We start from the raw sequence: 22,264 nt of genomic DNA, 5'->3' as shown, positions 1-22,264 counted from the left end.
CTACTCGCGCCTCAGCGCTTCGATCGGGTCGAGCTTTGAGGCCCGCACCGCCGGGTACAGGCCGAAGAAGAGCCCGACGATGGCCGTGATGCTGATGCCCATCACGACCGCCCAGAGCTCGATCTTGGCCGGAATGGGCGAGAAGTACGCCACCAGCGAGGCCACCACGAACCCGAGCACGGTGCCGATGATTCCGCCGACCACCGACAGCGTCGTCGATTCGGTCAGCACCTGCCAGACGATGTCGCGGCGCCGCGCGCCGAGCGCCTTGCGCAGGCCGATCTCTCGCGTCCGTTCGCTGACGACCATCAGCATGATGTTCATGATGACGATGCCGCCGACCAGCAGCGACAGCGAGACGAGCCCGATCAGCACGGCGAAGGCACCGGAGCTGAAACTCTTCCACAGCTCCATGAAGGTGTCGGAGGTGACGATGCCGAAGTTGTCCTTGTCGCGCGGCTTCAGCTTGCGCGAGATGCGCAGGGCGAGCCTGGCCTCTTCCATCGCCTGGGGCACCAGCGACGGATCGACGGGCTTGACCGTGATCTCGAAGCTGCGGCGCGACCCGAACATCTTCTGGAAGGCGCCGAGCGGGATCAGCACGAAGTCGTCCTGCGAGTTGCCGAACAGGCTGCCCTTCTTCTCGTTGACGCCGGCGACGCGGAAGTGCACCCCGTTGACCATGATCACCTGGTCGAGGGGGTTGCGGCCCTTGAACAGCTTCACGGCGGTCTCGTTACCGATGTAGGCCAGGGGACGTGACCGCTGGATCTCGATGCGGCTGATGGTGCGGCCCCGCTCGGCCTCGTAGCCGCCGAACTGGTCGTAGTCGGCCGACACGCCGCGGACGCTGACGCCCTCGAGCGTCTCGCTGCGGAAGGTGACGTTGGCCTGGCTGTTGGCCTGCGCCATCACGGCGTCGATGGTGCCGCCGCTGCCCCGGATCGCCCGCAGGTCGATCATGGAGACGTCCGGATTGCGCCGGCGCGCCTCCTCTTCCTCTTCCTCGTCGGTGATGACGCCGACCCGCGCCACCTGGAACGTGCCGACGCCCACCTCCTGCACGATCGAGTCGGCGACGTAGCCGTTCATGCCCTGGATGAGGGCGACGACGGCGATGATCGAGGTCACCGCCACCACGTTGCCGAGCACCATCATGAACGACCGGAGCTTGTTGGCCCAGATCGAGGAGAGGGCGAGGCCGACCGCGTCGAGGAACTTGTTCATGGTGCCTGCGACTTACGACTTCTTCTTGGCGGCGTCGGTCTCCGACAGTCGCACTTCGTCGCCGTCCTGCAGGTCGCGCACCGAGTTGAAGGGCCCCGTGATGACCTTGTCGCCGACCTTGATGCCCGACAGCACCTCGAAGTAGCGCTCGCCGGCGATGCCGGTGCGGACGGGAATGAACTCGGCGTTCTTCTCGCGCATCACGAAGACGCCCTCGGTCTCCTTGCGGGTCTGGCCCTCGGGCAACTCGGCCATCGGCGTCGGCGTCGGGGCCTTCGTCCTGCCGTCCTGCTTGGGCGGCCGGACGATGGCGCCCGCCTTGTCGTAGACGAGGTCGCGCACGGCCATGGCCTGGATGGGCACGGCGACGGCCTTGCTGCGCGTCGCGGTCTCGATCTCGGCCGAGCACGTGAAGCCGGGGCGCACTTCGTCGATCGTCTGATCGAGCTGGATCGTGACCTTGAAGTTGGTCGCGGCCTGGCCGGCGCTCGCGGCCGCGCCCGTCGCGTTCTGGATCGGGCTGTTGCCGATCTCGGTGACCTTGCCGGTGTACTCCTTGCCCGGCAGCGCGTCGATGGTGACCTTGGCCACCTGGCCGAGCCGGACGGTGGGGATGTCGGTTTCGTCCACCTCGACTTCCGCCTCGATGATCGACATGTCGGCGATCGTCAGCAGCACCGTGCCGGCGTTGTTCATCGTGCCGATGACCACGGTCTCGCCCTCCTCGATGTTGCGGCGCGAGACGATGCCGTCGATGGGCGACTCGATGCGGGCGCGGCTCAGGTTGTACTGCGCCTGATTCAGGGTGGCGCCTTCCTGACGGATGCGCTGCTCCTGCGTCTTGATGTCGACTTCGCGCTGGCGGAGCTCGGCCTCACGGACGGTGACGGTGTTCTCGGCGCGATCGAGCTCCTGACGCGTGGTCAGCTGCTGCGCCCAGAGCTCCTGCTGGCGCTTGAGTTCGGCGCGGGCCAGGGCCAGGTTCTCGCGCGCCGTGACGATCGACAGGCGCTGCTGCTCCAGCTGTGACCGCGCGGCCGACTGCCCGGCTTCACCGGACTGCACGGCAGAGGCCAGGTTGCGGGGGTCGATCTGCATGAGGAACTGGCCGCGCGTGACGCGATCCCCTTCCTCGACCGACAGCTGCGTGACGCGGCCCATGTTGTCGGCGCTGATGTTCACGGTGCGCTTGGCCTGGATCTTCCCCGAGGCCGCGACGATCGCCGTGAGATCGCGCGCCTGGATGGCCTCGACCGTGACTTCCTTGCCGGTCTTCTTGCGAAACGCGAAGTTCGCGTAGGCAAGGCCGGCGACGATCGCCAGCACCACGGCGGCGCCCAGCCACCGCTTGGTCGAACGTTTCATCTTCCCCCCAGGACCGCTTTGATGGCCGCAATGGCCAGACCGATGACGATGTAGACGACGAACAACCCACCCGCGATCGGCGTCCACTTGCGGCGATAGACCGCCGCCAGCCCGATGGCGAGCACGACCAGATACCAGACGATGAACAGATCGATGAAGCCCAGCAGCGACGCGAGGAACGAACCCTCGGCGAGATCCGGGAAGAACACGGCCAGGTTCGTCGCGCTGCTCATCGACTGCCGCATGTAGTTCATGGGCAGCGCGAAGACCTGCTGCAGCACGGTGATGACGCCCGCGTGGGCCACCACGGCGACGACCTGTTTGAACGTCGCCTCGCCGCCGAGCACCGTGAACACCCCGAAGAAGATGCCCGCGAAGATCGCGGTGAACACCGGCCCGATGAACAGCATCGACAGGCCCTGCACCACGGGCGCGTAGGCGGCCTGCTGCTGCATGCCGGCGTACATCTCGGGCGTCACCGTCCGCCCGAACGACTCGATGGTCGCCACGCCCTGGTCGACGTAAGCGGTCTGCCCGATCTCGGTCGAGAAGAACAGGGCGAAGCCGCCGGCGACCAGCATCGTCGTGAAGATGAGCACGTCGACCCAGCGGGGGGTCGCGGCAACCCGCGCCATGGTCTCGCCTGGAGAGACCACCACGCCGACGATGCGCTGGACGAACGAGAGCGGCGGGGCCGCGGGAGACGACGAATCCTGAGACATGAAGAGAGACCGATGTGACCAACGGGATGCACCCGGCGAGGCGGCGCCTCGTCCAAGTGCTCCGGTCGTCACGCGTATAGTACGCAACCCATGTGGCGGATGTTCGGAAGCGGACACCCGCACAGGGGGCGGGCCGGCTCTCCGAGCGGGCTGGGAAGGGGAGGTCCCGCTCTCCGAGCGGGCCGTCACCGGCCAGAAGGTACACTGACCCGATGACTGTGGCCCGAGTGTTCCTGTCGGGGTGTGCTCTGCTCCTGTTGCTGCCACGGCCGGCTCTGGCGCAGGGCATGGAGGTGGTGGGCATCCGGGCCCTCGGCATGGGCGGCGCCTTCGTGGCGGTGGCCGACGACGCCACGGCCACCTACTGGAATCCGGCCGGGTTGGTAACGGGGTCGCTGTTCTCGGCGGTCGCCGAACTGGGCCGGGGCGATCGCGAGATCACGCGCGCCGAGGCGGGCGGTCCCGGCACCTTGCTGGCGTCGGGAGCCGGCACGGGCACGCTCGTGGCCGTCGGCACCTGGCCCGTGGGGGCGACGTTCTATCGGCTCTCCTCCGCGTCTGCCCTTGTGGACACGCCAACGGCGGACGGGCGACCCGTGCGCCCGGGAGCGTTCCTCGACCGCCTCACCACCACCCATGTCGGCGTCAACCTGCTGCAGACCATCGTCTCGGGCCTGCATGTCGGGACGACGGTCAAGTACGTGTACGGCAGTGCGGCCTTCGACGCCGTGCAGCCGGTGCCGGGTGACCCACTGGGCGCGGCCGGCGACCTCCCGACGCGCGGCAGCCACCGGTTCGACATGGACGCCGGCGTCATCGCGGACTTCGAGACCGTCAAGCTCGGGTTGACCGTCCGCAACCTGTTCGAGCCCGAGTTCGACACCCCCGTCGAGGGCGCGCGAAGGCAATTGACCCGCCTTGCGCGCGCCGGCGTGGCGATTCGCCCCGCCAATGGGCTCATCGTCTCCCTGGATGCGGATCTGACCCGGACCCCGGACGTCACGGGCGAGTGGCGGTCGCTGGCCGCGGGGGCGGAGCAGCGGTTCTGGCAGGATCGGGCGGCGGTCCGCGGCGGCTTCCGGATGAGCACGACGGGGGAGACCCGTCCGACGGTGACGACGGGCGGCAGCCTCAGCCTGCGCAGTGGAATCTTCGCCGATGGCTACGTGGCGCTCGGGCTCGGTGCCGCGTCCTCGGACAGCCTCGGTGTCGGGCTCCGGATCGTCTTCTAAGTTTCTGCGCGTCGCCTGCCGATTGACATAGCGGAGAATGCACTCCTCCGACCGGGACAGCCAGGTTCCGGCGTGCCTGCGGCATCCCACCGCTCGGCATTCGGCGTGCATGCTCGTCAGGGGAACATGGCGGTCAGAATCGGTGAACTCCTCCTGAAGGAGAAGAAAATCACGCCGACGCAGCTGCAGGAGGCTCTGGGCTACCAGAAGGCCAACGGCGGCAAGCTGGCGATGAATCTCGTCAAGCTGGGCTTCGTGCGCGATGAGGAAATCACCGCGCTGCTGAGCCGGCAGTACGGGGTCCCGTCCATCGATCTCGGCAAGTTCGAGATCGATCCGGCGGTCGTGAAGCTGATTCCGGCCGAGACCGCCCAGAAGTACCAGGTGGTGCCGCTCAGCCGCGCCGGCGCGACGCTGACGCTGGCGATGACCGATCCCACCAACGTGTTCGCCATGGACGACATCAAGTTCATGACGGGCTACAACGTGGAGCCGGTGGTGGCCTCCGAGCAGGCGGTCGGCGACGCCCTGCTGAAGTACTACACGACGCCGACGCGCGTGACCGCGCTGCCCAATACCCTCGAACTGGCCAATCGGGCCCTCGAGGATGCCCAGCAGGCGTCGGACCTGGCGGGCGAGGCGGTCGAGGTCCTCGACGACCTCGAAGAGATCGACGTCAACGCCCTCGAGAAGCAGACGGGCGAGGCGCCGGTGATTCGCATGGTGAACATGGTGCTCACGTCGAGCATCCAGAAGGGCGCCAGCGACATCCACATCGAGCCGTACGAGCGCGAGTTCCGCATCCGGTTCCGCGTCGACGGCATCCTCTATCCCGTCATGCAGCCGCCCATGAAGTTCAGGGACGCGATCATCTCGCGCCTGAAGATCATGGCCAAGCTGGACATCGCCGAGAAGCGGCTGCCGCAGGACGGCCGCATCAAGATCCGCATCAACGACCAGGGGCACAGCAAGGAGATCGACTTCCGCGTGTCCTGCCTGCCGACGCTGTTCGGCGAGAAGGTGGTGCTCCGCCTCCTCGACAAGGACAAGTTGATGCTCGACATGACCAAGCTGGGCTTCGAAGCGAGCTCGCTGGCCAAGTTCAAGACCCAGATCGAGAAGCCGTGGGGCATGGTGCTGGTCACCGGCCCGACCGGCAGCGGCAAGACCAACACGCTCTATTCGGCCATCTCGCAGCTGAATACGCCGGAAACCAACATCATGACCGCGGAGGACCCGGTCGAGTTCAACCTCGCCGGCGTCAACCAGGTCAACGTGCGCGACAACATCGGCCTGACCTTCGCGGCGGCCCTGCGGTCCTTCCTGCGGCAGGACCCCAACATCATCCTGGTGGGCGAGATTCGTGACTTCGAGACGGCCGAGATCGCCGTCAAGGCCGCGCTGACCGGGCACATGGTCCTCTCGACGCTGCACACCAACGACGCGCCGAGCACGGTCAGCCGGTTGATGAACATGGGCATCGAGCCCTTCCTGGTCGCGAGCTCGGTCAACCTGATCTGCGCCCAGCGTCTGGTCCGCCGCATCTGCACCAAGTGCAAGGTGCCGCATCCGCTCCCGCCGCAGGCGCTCATCGACATCGGCTTCACGCCCGAGGACGCCGCCACCGTCGTGCCGATGCGCGGCACCGGGTGTGACGGCTGCAACCACACCGGCTACAAGGGCCGTGTCGGTCTCTATGAAGTGCTCGAAGTGACCGACGACCTCCGCGAGCTGGTGCTGACCGGGGCCTCCGCGCTCGACCTGCGCCGCAAGGCCATCGAGGAGGGCATGATCACCCTCCGCCAGAGCGGCCTCCTCAAGGTGAAGGAAGGCGTCACCACCACCGAGGAAGTCACCCGCGAGACGGTCAAGTAGCCGTCGGACGTCGGGGCGTCGGGAGTCGGACACGGTTGCAGAACTGTCGATCCTCCGTCAGCCCCGGCACGCAATTCCCGCACTCCTCGCGCCACGGCGCGCCCGTCCGGTTGTGTCGCCGGTCTCGTAAGTCCAATCTGGACAACATTTTGTGAGGATCGTTCGGTGTCGGGCCCGGGGCCGCCGATGCTGGCGTCGAGGTTGCACTTCCCGGCGGCAGACGTTCACGCCCTCCTCCCGGCCTGCCGATTAGCAGGCCGGCGCGTGAGCGCTGTGAGCGGTCCACGGCCGGATGTGCCGGGACCGCACATTCCTGTCTGCGGCGCGTCCGCAGGCGCGTCCGCTGACGGCACTGGAACACCATGGCCTCACTGCCCGAACTGCTGAAGACGACGGTGGAGCTGGATGGCTCCGATCTGCACCTGACGACGAGCGCCCCGCCGACCGTGCGGGTGCACGGCAAGCTGGTGCCGCTCAAGCTGCCGCCGCTGACGGCCCCCGAGACCAAGCAGCTGGCCTACAGCGTCTGCACCGACGCGCAGAAGAAGCGGTTCGAGGAGAGCCAGGAACTCGACTTCTCGTTCGGCATCCGCGGGGTCGGCCGCTTCCGCTGCAACATCTTCAACCAGCGTGGCGCAGTGGCGTCGGTCTACCGTCTGATTCCCGAGAAGGTGCGCAGCTTCCAGGAACTGAGCCTGCCGCCGATCCTCGCCAAGCTCTCGGAGCGCCCGCGCGGCCTGGTGCTGGTCACCGGCCCCACCGGCAGTGGCAAGTCGACGACGCTGGCGGCGATGATCGACAAGATCAACACCGAGCGGAACGAGCACATCCTCACGATCGAGGATCCGATCGAGTACATCCACCAGCACAAGGGCTGTCTGGTGAACCAGCGCGAAGTGCACAGCGACACGCAGGGCTTCGGTCTGGCGTTGCGCGCCGCCCTGCGCGAGGATCCGGACGTCGTCCTGATCGGCGAGATGCGCGACCTCGAGACCATCGAGTCGGCCCTGCGCATCGCCGAGACGGGCCACCTCACGTTCGCGACCCTGCACACCAACTCCGCCGCGCAGACCATCAACCGCATCATCGATGTCTTCCCGGCGCACCAGCAGTCGCAGATCCGCACGCAGTTGAGCCTCGTGCTCGAGGGCATCGTCTGTCAGACGCTGCTGCGCAAGGCCAACGGGCCGGGCCGCATCGTCTCGCTGGAAGTCCTCGTGCCGACCCCGGCGATCAGGAACCTGATTCGCGACGACAAGGTGCATCAGATCTACTCGATGATGCAGGCCGGCCAGGAGAAGTTCGGCATGCAGACGATGAACCAGAGTCTGGCGTCGCTGTACATGTCGCGGCAGATCTCGCTCGAGACCGCGATGCTGGCGTCCTCGATGAAGGAAGAACTGCAGGAGATGATCGCGCGCGGCAGCGGCATCGTGCCCGGTGCCGGGCTGAACCGCGCCTCGGCCGGCGTGCCGGTGCGGCGATAGGTCTCAGGGCTCAAGTCTCAAGTCTCGGGGTTCAGGACGATCGGTGTGTTGACGAAGGCCCACGGCCCAAGGCCCACGGCCCACTGTGAAGGATGACGTGATGCAGGCTTTTGCATTTTCCGGACGGACCCGCGCGGGTGAGACCGTCAGCGGCGAGCGGCAGGCCGATTCGCTCGAGGCGGCAGTCGCCTCGCTGCGCCGCGAGCAGATCCTGATCACGCGCATCGACCCGGTCAAGGCCAAGGCCGCCAAGGCCGCGGCCAAGCCCGGGGGCAAGGTGCCGGCCAAGAGCCTGGCCATCTTCACGCGTCAGTTCAGCGTGATGATCGATGCCGGCCTGCCGCTGGTGCAGTGCCTCGACATCCTCGGGCGGCAGGAGCCGAACCCGAAGTTCGCCGCCACCATCCTCAAGACCCGCGAGGACGTCGAGAGCGGCATGTCGCTGGCCGACGCGATGCGCAAGCATCCGCGCACGTTCGACGCCCTGTTCACCAACATGATCCAGGCGGGCGAGGCCGGCGGCATCCTCGACACGATTCTGAAGCGGCTGGCGACCTACATCGAGAAGAACGTCAAGCTGATCTCGCAGGTCAAGTCGGCGATGATCTACCCGGTCGCGGTCATCGTCATCGCCGCACTCGTGGTGTCGGTGATCCTGTGGAAGGTCATCCCGACCTTCGCGCAGATGTTCGCCGGTCTCGGCGCCAAGCTGCCGCTGCCGACCCGCATCGTCATCGCGATGAGCAACGGGCTGGTCACCTACGGTCCGATCATCATCATGGCCATCGCCGCGGTCATCTTCGCGGTGCGCACGTACTACAAGACCAACCAGGGACGGCATGTCATCGACGGGCTGCTGCTGCGGGCGCCCATCCTCGGCCTGATCCTCCGCAAGGTGGCCGTGGCGCGCTTCTGTCGCACGCTGTCGACGCTGATCAGCTCCGGCGTGCCGCTGCTCGATGGCCTCGAGATCACGGCCAAGACCGCCGGCAACGCCATCATCGAGGACGCCATCATGGAGACCCGCTCGAGCATCGAGCGCGGCGAGACGGTGTCCAAGCCCCTGCAGGACACCAAGGTGTTCCCGCCGATGGTCACGCAGATGATCGGCGTCGGTGAGGCGACCGGTGCACTCGACATGATGCTGGCCAAGATCGCCGACTTCTACGAAGACGAGGTCGACACCGCCGTGGCCGGCCTGCTGACGCTGCTCGAGCCGATCATGATCTCGTTCCTCGGCGTCATCGTCGGTGGCATCGTCATCTCGATGTACCTGCCGATCTTCGACCTCATCTCGCAGCTGACCTAGCGATGGCGATGCCGCAGATGGTGCCCGTCCCACCTGGTACCCCGGCGCCCTGGCCACCGCGGCCAGGGGGGCCGGCCCTCGTCTGGCTGGCCGGGCTTCGCGCCCTCGTGGCGGTGGCGCTGCTGGCGCCCCTGGCGGCCTTCACCGCCGGGCAGGGCCAACTCTCGCAGGCTGCCTGGCTGGCGCTGTTGCCGCTGGCGCCCCTCGCCAACAGTGCGCTCGGGCTGTTGCTCGGGCCCCGGCTGTCGCCGCGGGGCCTCACCCTGCAGTTCCTCGCCGATGCCCTCGTGGTGCTGGCGGTGGTCTGGAGCACGGGGGGCCTGCTGAGCGCCTACACGCCCCTGATGCTCCTGCCCGTGCTGGCCGCCAGCGTGCTCGGTGGCCGGCGTGCCGGCATGCGTGCGGCCGGCGTGCTCGGCACCGGGGTCGTGGTGCTGTCGGCCGTGCAGTACGGCTGGCTGCCCGCACCGACGGCGCTCCGTGATCCGCTGCAGGTCGCGCTGTTGCCGCCGCTCCCACTGACGGCCTATACGCTGGCCGCCAACGTCGGCGGCTTCGTGGCCACGGCCCTGCTGGTGGGGCATCTGTCCGAGTCGCTCAGTCGCACCGGCGCCGACCTGGCGCGAGCGACCACGAGCCTTGCCGATCTCACCACGCTGAGCCAGCGCGTCATCGACAGCATGACCGGCGGGCTGATCGTCACCGACGCGCACGGTGGCGTCGTCCTCTTCAACAGGACCGCCGAGACCATCACCGGCCGACGCGCCGAGGATGTCCTCGGCGAGCCTGTCGACCGCGTCCTGCCGCTGCCGGCGGGCGAGTCCGACGGTGGGATCCCGGTTCGTCTCGAGTGCTCGTTCACGCGCGTCGATGGCAGCGTGATCGAACTCGGCGCCACGGTGGCCCCGCTGCTCGGCGGCGGGGGGCAGCGTGCGGGGCAGCTGGTCACCTTCCAGGACCTCACGCTGATCAAGCAGCGCGAGGCGGAGCGGCAGCGGCAGGAGCGTCTTGCCGCCGTCGGCGAGATGGCGGCCGGCATCGCGCACGAGATCCGCAATCCGCTGGCGTCGATGAGCGGGTCCATCCAGTTGCTGCGTCACGAGCTGACGCTGCGCGACGACCAGGCGACGCTGCTGGACATCGTCATGCGCGAGTCGCAGCGCCTCAACGACATCATCAAGAACTTCCTGTCGTATGCCGGACCGCAGCGCGTCAGCCGCTCGCGGGTGGACGTGGCCTGCCTCGTCACCGAGGTCGGGGCGTTGCTGCAGCAGCAGGCGCAGGGGCCCGGGGTCGTCACCATTCGCGTCGATGCGCCCGCACCGGTCTTCCACGACGTGGACGAGTCGCAGCTGCGCCAGGTGCTGTGGAACCTCGCCACCAACGGCATCAAGGCGATGCCGGAGGGGGGCGTGCTCCATCTCGGCGTGGTGGCCGTGCCGGACTCGGGCGGTGCGTCGCTGCAGGTGTCGGTGCGTGACGAAGGGGTCGGCATGGCGCCGGCCGACATCGAGCGCATGTTCCAGCCGTTCCAGAGCGGCTTCCGGCAGGGCAGCGGTCTCGGCCTGGCGATCGTCCGCCGCATCGTCACCGATCACGGCGGTCGCGTCAGTGTGCGGTCGACACCCGGGGCAGGCACCGAAGTGACGGTGTCGCTGCCGGCGCCGGTCGCGCGTCCCCAGATCGTGCCCATCCTCAGGAGTGCCTGAGACATGGCCGCCCCGGCACCGCAGGTCCTGACGCCCACACCCTCCCGCATCCTCGTCGTCGACGACGAGCGGTCGATGCGCGAGTTCCTCGCGATCATGCTCACGCACGAGGGGCACGAGGTGGTGGCGGCGGCCAATGGGGCGCAGGCCATCGCCGCGCTGCGCCAGCGACCGTTCGACCTGCTGATCTCCGACATCCGCATGCCCGACTGCAGCGGCATCGATGTCCTGCGCGAGGCCAAGGGATTGCAGCCGGACCTGCCGGGCATCCTGATGACGGCCTTCTCCTCGACGCAGACCGCGATCGAGGCGCTGCGATCCGGCGCGCTCGACTACGTCAGCAAGCCCTTCGACATCGACGAGATGAAGCGCGTGATCGCCCAGGCGCTGGAGCGTCGCCACCTGCGCGACCTCGCGCCGGCGCCAGGCGACGTCGCCACCGGGGCCGACGACGGGCGCCCGCACGCGTGCGACTCGATGATCGGGCGCGGCCCGGCCATGCAGCGCGTCTTCGCCCTCATCGAGGCCATTGCCGGGACGTCGAGCACCGTGCTGGTGACCGGTGAGTCCGGCACGGGCAAGGAGATGGCGGCGCGGGCGATTCACCGGCTGTCGCAGCGTGCCGAGCGGCCATTCGTGGCCATGAATTGCGGCGCGCTCACCGAGACCCTGCTGGAGTCCGAGCTGTTCGGGCACGAGAAGGGCGCCTTCACGGGCGCCATGCACACGACGCGGGGCCTCATCGAGCAGGCCGACAAGGGGACGATCTTCCTCGACGAACTCGGCGAGATGAGTCCGCTGATGCAGGTCAAGCTGCTGCGGGTGCTGCAGGAGCGACGCTTCCGTCGCGTCGGCGGCCACGAGGAACTCGCCGCCGACATCCGCATCATCGCCGCCACCAACCGCGATCTGTCGAAGATGGTGGCCGAGGGCACGTTCCGCGAGGATCTGTACTATCGCGTCAACGTGATCCCGGTGGCGCTGCCGGCCCTGCGCGAACGCCGCGAGGACATCCCCGTGCTCGCGCGCCATTTCGTGCAGCGCTTCGCGCGGGAGATGCGCCGGCCCGGCGCCGAACTGTCGGCCGATGCGCTCGAGGCCCTGCTGCGCCACGCGTGGCCCGGCAACATCCGCGAACTCGAGAACGTCATCGAGCGCGCCGTGGCCCTCGAACCCAGTGCGTCGATCACGCTGGCCAGCCTGCCGGACCACATCCAGCACGTCGCGCCAGCCAGTGCGCCCCCGATGACCCTGGTGGCTGGCCCCACTCCCACCGGCTCGTCGTCGACCGCGACGGCGTTCCCGGCCCAGGGGTTCGATCTGGAACGCCACGTCCAGGACATCGAACGCGAGTACCTCGCCGAGGCGCTGCGCCGCGCCGACGGCGTCAAGATGCGCGCCGCCGAACTGCTCGGCATGAGCTTCCGCAGCTTCCGGTACTACGCCAAGAAGTACAACCTCTAGGGGCGGGAACCGGGAACCGGCAACCGGCAACCGGCAACCGGCAACCGGGAGTCGGCAACCGACTCGGGAGTCGGGAGTCGCCGTTTCTCGTCCGCCGTCCTCGCCCGCCCCCCCTCCTCGCTCCTACCTCCGCCCCCCCTCCTCGGTCCTCCGTCCTCTCTCCTACCTCCGTCCTCCCTCCTCGATCCTCGGTCCTCCGCCCTCTCTCCTACCTCCGTCCTCTTTCCTCGGTCCTCCGTCCTCCTCCGTCGCTCTCCTGGCTGACAACTTCCGGCACTCCAGGGACCGTGAGTTGTCGCTCCTGACAGGATTCGTCACCGGTTCACCGATACTGGTGAGGGCCGTTGACGGCCAGCCGACCCTGACTATCGTCAGATTGAGTGGTTTTCGGCCGGTCTGGGCCGATCCGCGCGTTTGGGCACGAGTGGCACCGCGCTTGCTATAGGGAATGGCACGCAGGTTACGGGGGAAGCGGGTTGCGACCTCCACACACGGGCCACACGCAGGACGCTCAGAGGAGACAGGACATCATGAAGATTCGGAACACCAAGGGCTTCACGCTCATCGAACTGCTCATCGTCGTTGCCATCATCGGCATCATCGCCGCCATCGCCATCCCGGGCCTGCTGCGCGCCCGCATGTCGGGCAACGAGGCCTCGGCCATCGGCTCGCTGCGCTCGATCAACAGCGGCCAGGCCACCTACGCCGCCAGCTGCGCGGCCGGCGGCTTCGCGCAGGACCTGAACGACCTGGTGCTGGCCCCGGTGGGCAGCACGGCGGCCTTCATCAGCCCCGACCTCGACCCGGCCAACAACGCTGCGGGCGGTGCCATCGGCGCCCTGCCCAACAGCTCGGGCAAGAGCGGCTATGACGTCGGTCTGCAGGGCTCGGCAGCCGGTGTCCAGGTGACGCTCGCGGCCAACACCTGCAACAACTCGGGTACCGCGGCGTGGTCCGGCTACTACGCCCTCGCGATTCCGCAGCAGGTCGGCTCGACCGGTCAGCGCTCCTTCGGGACCGACGAGCGCGGCACGGTGTTCCAGGACACGTCGGGCGCGGCCATCGCGGAAGGCTTCGCGGTTGGCGGCACGGTGACCCCGGTCGAGTAACACGGGACGCCCCCTCGGATGGACCAGAAGGCCGGCCTTGCGCCGGCCTTCTGGCGTTTGAGGGCGCCGCATCTGCGGCAGGGACGGCGGCGAATGCGCGCCTGCATCAGCGCGAGGCGGCTCGTCCTTGGCGTACTTCTTGCTTTGAAAACGAGCATGACGCCAGGAGGGCTCTGTCCCATGCATGCCGCTCGTCGCACCCGAGGATTCACGCTCATCGAACTGCTGATTGTCGTTGCCCTCATCGGCATCCTGTCGGCCATGGCCGCGCCCTTCCTCATCGCGGCCCGCTCGTCGGCCAACGAGGCTTCGGCGATTCAGTCGCTGCGCACCCTCGTCAGTGCCCAGACCACGTTCTCCAACGTGTGCGGCAACGGTGGCTACACGACGTCGCTGAACACCCTGGTCACCGAGCAGTTCGCCTCGCCCAATCTCGACATCACCCCCAAGAGCGGCTACAACTTCCAGCTCGTCGCCGCCCTCGGCTCCAACGCGGCCCCCGCGGACTGCACCGGACAGCCGACACAGACGGGGTATTACTTCCGGGGGGAGCCGCTGGCCGCCAACTCGGGCCGCCGCGGGTTCGCCACCAACCACGTCGGCACCATCTGGCAGGACACCACGGGCGTCGCGCCGCCGGAGCCCTTCGCACCAGCGGCGACGATCTCGCCGCTCGACGCGCACTGAGGCCCTCGGCGGCCGTCGCCGAGGGACGCGCGCGACCGCCCGAATCGCTCGGGCGAGCGTGCTAGGATCCAGCCGATCCCATGTCTTCGCGCGCCCACACTGCCGCTCTCGTCTGCGTTCTCGTCGGTCTGGTCGCCTCCCTCGCGGCGGCCGTCGTGCACTTCCAGCTGGCCACGACGCCGGGGTACGAGAGCTTCTGCGACGTCAACGCGACGTGGAGTTGCACGCAGGCCTACCAGAGCGCGTACGGCCGCCTGTTGGGCGCTCCCGTCTCGATCCTCGGTGCCGGCTACTTCGCCGCGCTGCTCGCGCTGCTGACCCTCGGCCGCCGCCTCGAGACACTGGCCAGCTATCTGCTCGCGGCCTCGGTCATCGGGCTGGCCTTCGTCCTCTATCTCGCGTGGGCGACGATCTTCGTCCTGGGCACGTTGTGCCTCCTGTGCCTGACGACCTATGCGGCGGTCGTCGGCCTGTTCTTCATTGCCGGTGCCGCGGCGACCGTTCCGATGATTGACGTGCCCGACCGCCTGTCGAGAGACCTGCGCCGCCTCGGCGCCAACCCGATGGCCCTGGCCGTCATCGCCTTCGTGCTCGGGGGCACCGTCGCGTCCGCCGCTTTCTTCCCCCACGATCCCGAGACCGCGGCGTCCCCGACCGCCACCGGCACGGCGCGGGCCCAGGCCCCGGTCGAGCCGCCCCTGACCGACGAGCAGAAGGCCCAGCTCCGGGCGTCGTTCGATCAGCAGCCGCGCATGATCGTCCCCGCCGACGCCGAGGGCGCCGCCGTCGTGGTCGTCAAGTTCAACGACTACCAGTGCCCGCCGTGTCGGCAGACCTTCGAGCTGTACGAGCCCATCTGGGAGAAGTGGGCCCAGAAGGCGCCGGGCAAGGTGAAGTACATCTCCCGTGATTTCCCGCTCGAAGGCGAGTGCAACGCCAGTGCCCCCACGGGCCAGCATCAGGCGGCCTGCGAGGCCGCGGCCGGCGTCCGCATGGCCCGCACGGTGGGGAAGTCGAAGGAGTTCGAGCGCTGGCTGTTCGCCAACCAGTCCACGCTGTCACCCTCCTCGGTGAAGGCCGGCCTGCAGGAGGTCGCCGGGATCGGCGATTTCGACGCCCGCTACGCCGCGACGCTCCCGGGCGTCAAGAGCGACACCGCCCTCGGCGCGAGCCTCGGCGTGCAGTCCACCCCGACGTTCTTCATCAACGGGGTGCGCATCCCCGGCGGGATCGCGCCGCAGGTGCTCGACTACATCCTCGAGTACGAGCTCGAGAAGGTCGCGGCCCCCGCCGTCAAGTGATCCGCGTCGGCGGCCGATAACGCAGGCGCCTGGCTCCGTGCCGCCGGGCTCTGCTGGCACACATGACGGAACCGGTCATCGTCGTCGATCGCCTCACGAAGGACTACCCGGTCGGATTCTGGCGACCGCGTCCCTACCGCGCCCTGGACGCCCTCAGCCTCGAGGTCGCCCCGGGCGAAGTCTTCGGATGCCTCGGACCCAACGGCGCCGGCAAGAGCACCACGCTCAAGTTGCTGCTCGGACTCGTCACCCCGACGTCCGGCACGGCGCACATCTTCGGCCGCCCCGTGTCGAGCGTCGCCTCGCGCGAGCGGGTGGGGTTCCTGCCGGAGAATCCGGTCTTCTACGACTACCTGACCGGTGAGGAGTTGCTGACCTACTTCGGGCAGCTGTGCGGCCTGCGCGCCTCGGAGGCCCGCCGTCGCGGCACCGCGCTCCTGGATCGCGTCGGCCTCGGTGCGGAACGCCGCCTGGCCATCCGCCGCTACTCCAAGGGCATGGTGCAGCGGCTCGGCGTCGCCCAGGCGCTCGTGCAGGACCCCGACCTCGTCATTCTCGACGAGCCCATGTCGGGCCTCGATCCGATCGGCCGACGCGACGTGCGGGCCCTGATCCTCTCGCTGCGCGATGAGGGCAAGACCGTGCTCTTCAGCAGCCACATCCTGTCGGACGCCGAGACGCTGTGCAGTCGTGTGGCCATCCTCGCCGCCGGTCGGCTCCAGGCGCTCGGCAGCATGACGGACCTGGTCCAGTTCTCGGTCCGAGCCTGGGAACTCCTGCTCGACGGCGTCGATGCCACGCTCGCGCATCGCCTTCGCGAGACGGGCGCGACGATGACGACGCTGTCGCCGGGACGGGTGCAGGTGCACCTGCCGGGCACGCAGCCCCCGGAGCCGCTGCTGCAGTGGGCCAACGGCGCCGGCGCCCGCGTGCTGGCCCTGCAGCCGGTGCGCGAGACCCTCGAGGACGTCTTCCTGAAGCACGTCGAAGGCAAGCGCCGCGACGTCCCGGGGACGACGGGAGGCGCATGACCATGGGACTGCTGCGTGCCGTGGCCCTCAACACGTTTCGCGAGGCCGTGCGCGATCGCGTCTTCTACAACCTGCTGCTCTTCGCCGTGCTGCTGGTGGGGACGTCGCTGATCATCGGGCAGCTCGCCGCCGGGCAGGACGTCAAGATCATCAAGGATCTCGGCCTGGCCGCGTCGCTGCTCTTCGGTGTGGGGATTGCCGTGTTCCTCGGCATCCAGCTGGTGGCCCGCGAGGTCGAGCGGCGCAGCGTGCACGCGACGCTCGCCAAGCCGGTGAGTCGCCCGGTCTTCCTGCTCGGCAAGTACGTCGGGTTGCTGCTCACGCTCGGCGTCAACATCACGGTGATGGCGGTGGCCCTGTTCGCCGTGCTGGCCGTCTACCAGTCGGTGACGCCCGCCGGCGTGCAGGCCACGTGGACCGCACCCGCCCTGGATCCACGACTGCTCATCGCGCTGGGGTTGATCTACGTCGAACTGGCCGTGGTCACCGGCGTGGCGCTGCTGTTCTCGACCTATTCGTCGGCGCTCCTGTCGGCGACGTTCACGACGGCGATCTGGGTGGCCGGACACTTCGTCGGCGACTTGCGCACCGTGGAGCAGATTGGCGCCTCGGGCACGACGGTCTGGGTGGCGCGCCTGGTGTCGTGGGTGCTGCCCAACCTCGCCCTCTTCGACGTCAAGGCCGAGGTGGTCCACGGCCTGCCGGTCCCGGCCGGGCAGGTCGTGGCCGCCGTCGGCTACGGCGCGGCGTACGGCGCGGCGATGTGGCTCATCGCCGTGGCCATCTTCCAGCGACGGGACTTCAAGTGAGCGGTCTCCGGGCGCGCGCGCGTGGCGGACGGCTGCCGTGGCTGCTGGCCGCCGCGGCCCTGCTGGTCGCGGCCACCGGCTTCCAGATGGCGTCGCTGTCGCAGCGGCCCGTCCGCGACCTGCCGGCCGTGCTCTACCTGCAGTCGCCGACCGTGGCCCGCCGGGCCGTGCTGTCGTTCGACATGCTGGCGGCCGACCTGTACTGGCTGCGCGCGCTGCAGCACTTCGGGGCCACACGCCTGCAGACGTCGGGGCCGCGCACCTTCGAGAACCTGTATCCGTTCCTCGACCTGGCGACGTCGCTGGACCCCAGGTTCGTCGTGGCGTACCGGTTCGGCGCGATCTTCCTCTCCGAGTCGCCCCCAGGCGGGCCGGGCCGACCCGATCTGGCCGTGCGGTTGCTGGAGAAGGGCGTCGCCGCGACGCCAGACCGCTGGCAGTACTTCCAGGACATCGGCTTCGTGCACTACTGGTGGACGGGCGAGTACGACAGGGCCGCCGACGCCTTCTCGAAGGGCGCGGCGATCGAGGGCGCGCCGTGGTGGATGCGATCGCTCGCGGCCGTGACGCTCAGCGAAGGCGGCGATCGCCAGACCTCACGGCTGCTGTGGCGGTCACTGTCGCAGACCGCCGAGAACGACTGGCTGCGGCGCGACGCGCAGCGGCGCCTCACGCAGCTCGATGCCCTCGATCACCTCGACCAGTTGCAGGCCGTCGTGGCGCGCGGTCGCCTGTCCGGGCTGTCGGCGCCGTGGTCGTGGGCGCAGCTGCTGCAGGCCGGACTGCTGTCCGGCGTGCCGATCGATCCGACAGGAGTACCTTACGTGATTGACATCAACACGGGCCGGGTCGACCTCGACCGTCGCTCGACGCTCTGGCCCCTGCCCACCGAACCGCGGGGCCTGCCCGGCCTGGCCCGGGAGCCGCGATGAGCCCGGACCTCGGCCTGCTCGTCGTTCTCGGGGTGCTGGGCCTGCTGGTGGGCAGCTTCCTCAACGTCTGCATCTACCGGTTGCCGCGTGATCGCTCCGTGGTCTTCCCGGCGTCGCACTGCCCGAGCTGCGAGCATCCCCTCCGCTGGTATCACAACGTGCCGGTGATCAGCTGGCTGCTGCTCGGCGGGCGGTGCGCGTTCTGCCGGGCGCCGATCGCCTGGCGCTACCCCGCGGTCGAACTGCTCAATGCCGGGCTCTGGGTTCTCCACGGGCTGCTCTTCCCGCTCGAACCCCTGCTGTTCGTGCGGATCGCCTTCGCCTCGGCGCTGCTCGTCCTGTTCTTCACCGATCTCGACTGCCGGATCCTGCCCAACGAACTGACGGTCGGCGGCACGGTCGCGGGGTTGGTGGCCGCCGCGTTCGTGCCGCCGGGCCTGCGCTCGGCCGTCATCGGCGTCCTGCTGGGCGGCGGTGTGCTCTGGGCCACGGGCGCGGCCTACGAGCGGCTGCGCGGCGTCGAAGGGATGGGGATGGGCGACGTGAAGATGCTGGCGATGATCGGCGCCGTGCTGGGCTGGCCCCTCATGCTCCTGACGCTGGTGTGGTCGTCGATCGCCGGCGGACTGCTCGGCGCGGTGCTGCTGGCCTTCAAGGCGGACGCCCGCACCACGGCGCTGCCGTTCGGCTCGTTCCTGGCGCCGGCCGCCCTGGCGGCCTCGCTGGTGGGACAACCCGTCGTGGACTGGTATCTTGGGTTCTATCGCTGATGCCGATCGTGACCTTCATGTGGCTGGTAGGCCCCCTCGTGCTGTTCTGCTTCGTCCTGGCGTACTCGATGCGCCGGGCATCGAGGCGGCAGGAGCAGCTCGAGACGGCGCGCTTCCGGGGGCGCACCGGTGAGACGGGCCTCGCGTCGGCCATGACCGATGCCCTCACGCGCATGCGCGGGCAGGAACTCGCCAATCAGGCGCGGTACGAGGCCCTCGACGAGTTCCTCCGACAGGTGGTCGAGAGCCTGCCACACGGGCTGTTCGTCCTCGGCCGTGACGGCAACCTCCGCGTCGCCAACGGCGAAGCCCTCCGCTGGCTCGGCCTTCACGACTCGGTCGAAGGGCAGGTCCTCTGGACGCTCGACGGCACGGAGCCCCTGCGCGCCGTCGCCCAGGCCTGCCTCGAGGCCGATGCGCGTCGCGACGTGTCCCTGGTCGGGCCAGGCGCCCCGGGGGCCGCCGTCCCCGTCACGGCGCTGCCGCTGCGGGCTGCCGACGGCGATGTCGACGGGGTGCTCTACCTGGTCCACGTCGAGCGCGTCGCGTAAGCATCGTCCTCCACATGCCCCAGGGGGGCGGTGGCAGAAGTTGCCGTGTGCCTGAAGCGCCTCGATCGCGCTTTTCGCCATCCGCGCGGGACTCCCGCCTGAAATCGCGTGTCCTGGCGCCTGTGTGGCGCTGGCGTGGCGCTTGCCTGCATGGCAGGCATGTCTGCACGAGTGCTCCACGCCACCCGCGGATCGTCGCTGCTGGAAGCCGTCGTGGCCGCCGGTCTGCTGGCCACGGTCCTCACCGCCATCCTGCCGCTGGTCACCGCCTCGGTCTCTGGCACCGCGGCCTCGCGGGGGGACCTGATGGCCGCACACCTCGCGCGACAGCGCCTCGCGCACCTGCAGGCGCTCACGCACGTCCGCACGCCCGCCGGCGTGCTGGTCGACCAGATGTCGAGGCTCGACGACGCGAGTCCGTTCGGCGTGGGCGGGCCAGGGCTGACGGCGTCTGGCCTGGGGCCTCTTCAGGCCTCGGCCCCGCTGTGGGTGGACTGGCTGGACGCTCACGGCGCCTGGCAGGGCGGAGGCGCCATGCCCCCGGCGCGGGCACGCTATCGCCGGCGGTGGGCCATCCTGGCGACCGGGCAGGACACGTGCGTGCGCCTGTGGGTCGAGGTCGTGCCGCTCGGTCCGTCCGTCGGTCATCGCACGTCGCTGGCGGGTGGCATCCAGTGCCCTTGGGGCGTCACGCCATGAGTGTCGTCTTCATGCCGGAGTCCGATCCGCCACGCTGGACAGACCGCGCCGGCCTGACGCTGCTCGATCTCCTCGTGGCCACCTGTGTGGCGCTGGCGACGATCGCGGCCGTGGGGATGGCGCTGCCGCCGGTCCTCGACGTGGCGCGCGCCGTGCCCGAGGCCACGGACCTGCAGCAGCGGGCGCGTGCCACCGAAGTCGTGCTTGCCGGCCTCATCGGCAGCGCCGGCGCTGGCGCCGACCTGCTGGGCCACGGGCCCCTGCCGCAGGCCGTCCCCGCCGTGTGGCCCCGCCGTGTCCTCGTTGGCGCCGACGCGCCCGACACGGCATGGGCGGATCGCCTGTCGCTCTGGCAGGTCGAGGCCCGTGCGGCGCAGGCACCGGTCGCCAGCGCCATCGCCGCAGGGACCCAGTCGGTCTCGATCGTCTGGCATCCGGCGTGCGGCACGCATCCCTCCTGCGGCTTCCGGCCGCGGGACCTCGTTCTCGTCCATGGCCGGAACGGCGCGATGGTGGTCACCAGCCTCGCCGACGTGCAGGGCCTGCTGCTCACGCTGGCAACGCCGCCTGACCAGACCATCGACCTGCCCGCCACCGCCGCGGCGCTCACTGCCCGGACCCTCAGCCTCGACGCCGCTCGTCGTCAACTGCGGCGTGCAGACGATGACGGGACCTGGCAACCGGTCACAGACGATGTGGTGGGGATGCGGGTGAGGTACTACGGCAATGCGGCGGCACCGAGGTGGCCGGCCGTGCCGGGCGTGGACACCTGCGCCGTCGCCGCCGATGGCCTGCCGAAGCTCGGGCTGCTGGGCCCAGTGCCTGGCCCGCCGGTGGAACTGACCGCGGCGGACTTCATCGACGGGCCGTGGTGTGGATCGGGCCGGTGGCGCTTCGACGCCGACCTGTTGCGGGTGACGGCAGTCCGCGTCGCCCTGCGTCTGCAGGCCTCGTCCGCGGCCGTGCGCGGGGCGTCGGTCGAGTGGTTTGCGCAGCCCGGCGAGGCACGCCGGGCCGGACAGGAGGTGCGTGATGTGGAACTCGACGTGTTCGTGGCCGCGCCGAATCTCTCACGCGCGCAGTGATCGAGGGATCGCCTTGCCGGGCGTGTTGCTGTTGGCCGCCTTCCTGGTGGGCGTGACCGGGTGGCTCGTCGGCCACGTGCGCACGGACCTGGCGTTGGCGTCGGCGCAGGAGGACGCGACCACCGGCGTGCTGGTCGCGGATGCCGCTCTCCAGGCCGCAGCCGCAGCGCTCGGAGACCAGGTCGACTGGACGCAGGTCGCCGCCCTCGCGCCACCCGTGGCCTGTCCGGGCGTGCCGGCGGCGCTGGCCTCGCTGGACGAGCCGACCGAGCGGGCCTGGCTGCAGGCCGAGGTGGATGCGGGCAGTCGGTGGGCGGCGGATACGCCACAGTGGCAACTGCTGTGGGTGTGTCATGGTCCGGGCGTCCTCGGGCACTGGGCGGGGCGCGGCGCGGTGCCCGCGGTGGCTGTCTGGGTGGCCGACGAACCGGAGGGCGACGGCCAGCCCCTCGTCAGCACGAATCAACGCCTCCTGCTCGCCTCGGTGGCCCGGGTGGCCGGCGACGCGCGGGGCGCCGTGAGTGCCACCGTGGTGCGTCAGGCGCCGGGCGCCCCCGTCGAGCTGGCCGCGTGGAGGGCCTCGCCGGGGTGGTGACTCAACCCGTGGCGATTTTGGCCGATCATCCGTGGAAGGACTGCCCGGGGCACGGCTCGCCCCGGTGACACAGGAGGCGTGCGATGACTGGACGGATCGCCGGCGTACTGGCCGGCATTCTCGTGGGCGTGATGGCAGGACCGGCGACGGCGCAGTCGCTCGGCGATGTCGCGCGTCAGGAGGCGGCGCGCCGGGAGCAGGTCAAGGCGGGCAGCAAGGTCTTCACCAATGCGGATCTGCCGCCCTCGGCAGTCCTGGCCCCCGCCCGCGACACGACATCAGCGGGCGACGAGGCGCCGGCCCCC

At 69.4% G+C, this 22,264-nt stretch carries 21 protein-coding genes; 18 read left to right on the top strand and 3 right to left on the bottom strand.

Annotated features, from left to right (window positions below):
• Genes Q0C41_RS09825 through Q0C41_RS09815 form a run of 3 tightly spaced genes read right to left on the bottom strand, consistent with a single transcriptional unit; the run spans position 1 to position 3,314 of the window.
• A complete protein-coding gene (locus Q0C41_RS09825) occupies positions 1–1,227 on the bottom strand; it encodes an ABC transporter permease (protein WP_291983320.1) in 1,227 nt (408 codons plus the stop codon).
• 12 nt (positions 1,228–1,239) lie between these two features.
• Positions 1,240–2,592 (bottom strand): efflux RND transporter periplasmic adaptor subunit, encoded by a 1,353-nt coding sequence (locus Q0C41_RS09820; protein WP_291983298.1) that lies wholly within the window; start codon positions 2,590–2,592, stop codon positions 1,240–1,242.
• On the bottom strand, positions 2,589–3,314 hold the full coding sequence (locus tag Q0C41_RS09815) for a YIP1 family protein (RefSeq protein WP_291983296.1): 726 nt from the start codon (positions 3,312–3,314) through the stop codon (positions 2,589–2,591). The genes Q0C41_RS09820 and Q0C41_RS09815 overlap by 4 nt, the downstream gene beginning before the upstream one ends.
• A gap of 212 nt (positions 3,315–3,526) precedes the next feature.
• Between Q0C41_RS09815 and traF the strand changes: the two genes are divergently transcribed.
• From traF to Q0C41_RS09725, 18 genes are all read left to right on the top strand, one after another.
• Positions 3,527–4,546, top strand: a complete 1,020-nt coding sequence (gene traF / locus Q0C41_RS09810) for a conjugal transfer protein TraF (protein ID WP_291983294.1) — start codon at positions 3,527–3,529, stop codon at positions 4,544–4,546.
• 126 nt (positions 4,547–4,672) lie between these two features.
• Entirely contained in the window at positions 4,673–6,421 is a 1,749-nt protein-coding gene (gene pilB / locus Q0C41_RS09805) for a type IV-A pilus assembly ATPase PilB (RefSeq protein WP_291983292.1), read from the top strand.
• A 362-nt stretch (positions 6,422–6,783) separates the two neighbouring features.
• The gene (locus Q0C41_RS09800) at positions 6,784–7,908 is read left to right on the top strand and encodes a type IV pilus twitching motility protein PilT (RefSeq protein WP_291983291.1); all 1,125 of its coding nucleotides are present in this window, start codon (positions 6,784–6,786) and stop codon (positions 7,906–7,908) included.
• A gap of 100 nt (positions 7,909–8,008) precedes the next feature.
• A complete protein-coding gene (locus Q0C41_RS09795) occupies positions 8,009–9,217 on the top strand; it encodes a type II secretion system F family protein (protein ID WP_291983289.1) in 1,209 nt (402 codons plus the stop codon).
• Positions 9,218–9,219: 2 nt separating this feature from the next.
• Complete coding sequence (locus Q0C41_RS09790) at positions 9,220–10,926, top strand: ATP-binding protein (protein WP_291983287.1); 1,707 nt, start codon at positions 9,220–9,222, stop codon at positions 10,924–10,926.
• Between the two features lie 3 nt (positions 10,927–10,929).
• Positions 10,930–12,390: a sigma-54 dependent transcriptional regulator gene (locus Q0C41_RS09785; RefSeq protein ID WP_291983285.1), complete on the top strand. Its 1,461-nt coding sequence runs from the start codon at positions 10,930–10,932 to the stop codon at positions 12,388–12,390.
• 530 nt (positions 12,391–12,920) lie between these two features.
• Positions 12,921–13,499 carry a prepilin-type N-terminal cleavage/methylation domain-containing protein gene (locus tag Q0C41_RS09780; RefSeq protein ID WP_291983283.1) on the top strand — a complete coding sequence of 193 codons (579 nt, stop codon included), beginning with the start codon at positions 12,921–12,923 and terminating at the stop codon, positions 13,497–13,499.
• A 180-nt stretch (positions 13,500–13,679) separates the two neighbouring features.
• A complete protein-coding gene (locus Q0C41_RS09775; RefSeq protein ID WP_291983280.1) occupies positions 13,680–14,186 on the top strand; it encodes a type II secretion system protein in 507 nt (168 codons plus the stop codon).
• An 80-nt stretch (positions 14,187–14,266) separates the two neighbouring features.
• Positions 14,267–15,487: a vitamin K epoxide reductase family protein gene (locus tag Q0C41_RS09770; protein WP_291983278.1), complete on the top strand. Its 1,221-nt coding sequence runs from the start codon at positions 14,267–14,269 to the stop codon at positions 15,485–15,487.
• A 62-nt stretch (positions 15,488–15,549) separates the two neighbouring features.
• Entirely contained in the window at positions 15,550–16,518 is a 969-nt protein-coding gene (locus tag Q0C41_RS09765) for an ABC transporter ATP-binding protein (RefSeq protein ID WP_291983276.1), read from the top strand.
• Positions 16,515–17,327 (top strand): ABC transporter permease, encoded by an 813-nt coding sequence (locus tag Q0C41_RS09760; protein WP_291983274.1) that lies wholly within the window; start codon positions 16,515–16,517, stop codon positions 17,325–17,327. The genes Q0C41_RS09765 and Q0C41_RS09760 overlap by 4 nt, the downstream gene beginning before the upstream one ends.
• A complete protein-coding gene (locus Q0C41_RS09755) occupies positions 17,324–18,259 on the top strand; it encodes a hypothetical protein (protein ID WP_291983272.1) in 936 nt (311 codons plus the stop codon). The genes Q0C41_RS09760 and Q0C41_RS09755 overlap by 4 nt, the downstream gene beginning before the upstream one ends.
• Entirely contained in the window at positions 18,256–19,029 is a 774-nt protein-coding gene (locus Q0C41_RS09750) for an A24 family peptidase (RefSeq protein WP_291983270.1), read from the top strand. The genes Q0C41_RS09755 and Q0C41_RS09750 overlap by 4 nt, the downstream gene beginning before the upstream one ends.
• A 17-nt stretch (positions 19,030–19,046) precedes the next feature.
• On the top strand, positions 19,047–19,580 hold the full coding sequence (locus tag Q0C41_RS09745) for a PAS domain-containing protein (RefSeq protein WP_291983384.1): 534 nt from the start codon (positions 19,047–19,049) through the stop codon (positions 19,578–19,580).
• A gap of 159 nt (positions 19,581–19,739) precedes the next feature.
• Complete coding sequence (locus Q0C41_RS09740; protein ID WP_291983268.1) at positions 19,740–20,279, top strand: hypothetical protein; 540 nt, start codon at positions 19,740–19,742, stop codon at positions 20,277–20,279.
• On the top strand, positions 20,276–21,364 hold the full coding sequence (locus Q0C41_RS09735; RefSeq protein WP_291983266.1) for a hypothetical protein: 1,089 nt from the start codon (positions 20,276–20,278) through the stop codon (positions 21,362–21,364). The genes Q0C41_RS09740 and Q0C41_RS09735 overlap by 4 nt, the downstream gene beginning before the upstream one ends.
• Before the next feature lie 13 nt (positions 21,365–21,377).
• Positions 21,378–21,959, top strand: coding sequence for a hypothetical protein (locus tag Q0C41_RS09730; protein WP_291983264.1), 582 nt, complete (start codon positions 21,378–21,380; stop codon positions 21,957–21,959).
• A gap of 83 nt (positions 21,960–22,042) precedes the next feature.
• The coding region (locus tag Q0C41_RS09725; protein WP_291983262.1) for a hypothetical protein at positions 22,043–22,264 on the top strand (222 nt) is incomplete at its 3' end.

The organism is Luteitalea sp. (assembly GCF_022842525.1).
Taxonomy (GTDB): domain Bacteria; phylum Acidobacteriota; class Vicinamibacteria; order Vicinamibacterales; family Vicinamibacteraceae; genus Luteitalea.
Note: the sequence above shows the minus strand (reverse complement) of the source record. Positions and strands in the feature narration are given on the sequence as shown.

What these genes read in the sequence shown, in the direction of transcription:
- Q0C41_RS09815 (WP_291983296.1), bottom strand. Translation starts at nt 3,314, where the DNA reads ATGTCTCAGGATTCGTCGTCTCCCGCGGCCCCGCCGCTCTCGTTCGTC.
- Q0C41_RS09765 (WP_291983276.1), top strand. Translation starts at nt 15,550, where the DNA reads ATGACGGAACCGGTCATCGTCGTCGATCGCCTCACGAAGGACTACCCG.
- traF (WP_291983294.1), top strand. Translation starts at nt 3,527, where the DNA reads ATGACTGTGGCCCGAGTGTTCCTGTCGGGGTGTGCTCTGCTCCTGTTG.
- Q0C41_RS09735 (WP_291983266.1), top strand. Translation starts at nt 20,276, where the DNA reads ATGAGTGTCGTCTTCATGCCGGAGTCCGATCCGCCACGCTGGACAGAC.
- Q0C41_RS09750 (WP_291983270.1), top strand. Translation starts at nt 18,256, where the DNA reads ATGAGCCCGGACCTCGGCCTGCTCGTCGTTCTCGGGGTGCTGGGCCTG.
- pilB (WP_291983292.1), top strand. Translation starts at nt 4,673, where the DNA reads ATGGCGGTCAGAATCGGTGAACTCCTCCTGAAGGAGAAGAAAATCACG.
- Q0C41_RS09785 (WP_291983285.1), top strand. Translation starts at nt 10,930, where the DNA reads ATGGCCGCCCCGGCACCGCAGGTCCTGACGCCCACACCCTCCCGCATC.
- Q0C41_RS09760 (WP_291983274.1), top strand. Translation starts at nt 16,515, where the DNA reads ATGACCATGGGACTGCTGCGTGCCGTGGCCCTCAACACGTTTCGCGAG.
- Q0C41_RS09740 (WP_291983268.1), top strand. Translation starts at nt 19,740, where the DNA reads ATGTCTGCACGAGTGCTCCACGCCACCCGCGGATCGTCGCTGCTGGAA.
- Q0C41_RS09775 (WP_291983280.1), top strand. Translation starts at nt 13,680, where the DNA reads ATGCATGCCGCTCGTCGCACCCGAGGATTCACGCTCATCGAACTGCTG.
- Q0C41_RS09800 (WP_291983291.1), top strand. Translation starts at nt 6,784, where the DNA reads ATGGCCTCACTGCCCGAACTGCTGAAGACGACGGTGGAGCTGGATGGC.
- Q0C41_RS09770 (WP_291983278.1), top strand. Translation starts at nt 14,267, where the DNA reads ATGTCTTCGCGCGCCCACACTGCCGCTCTCGTCTGCGTTCTCGTCGGT.
- Q0C41_RS09795 (WP_291983289.1), top strand. Translation starts at nt 8,009, where the DNA reads ATGCAGGCTTTTGCATTTTCCGGACGGACCCGCGCGGGTGAGACCGTC.
- Q0C41_RS09825 (WP_291983320.1), bottom strand. Translation starts at nt 1,227, where the DNA reads ATGAACAAGTTCCTCGACGCGGTCGGCCTCGCCCTCTCCTCGATCTGG.
- Q0C41_RS09745 (WP_291983384.1), top strand. Translation starts at nt 19,047, where the DNA reads ATGTGGCTGGTAGGCCCCCTCGTGCTGTTCTGCTTCGTCCTGGCGTAC.
- Q0C41_RS09780 (WP_291983283.1), top strand. Translation starts at nt 12,921, where the DNA reads ATGAAGATTCGGAACACCAAGGGCTTCACGCTCATCGAACTGCTCATC.
- Q0C41_RS09820 (WP_291983298.1), bottom strand. Translation starts at nt 2,592, where the DNA reads ATGAAACGTTCGACCAAGCGGTGGCTGGGCGCCGCCGTGGTGCTGGCG.
- Q0C41_RS09790 (WP_291983287.1), top strand. Translation starts at nt 9,220, where the DNA reads ATGGCGATGCCGCAGATGGTGCCCGTCCCACCTGGTACCCCGGCGCCC.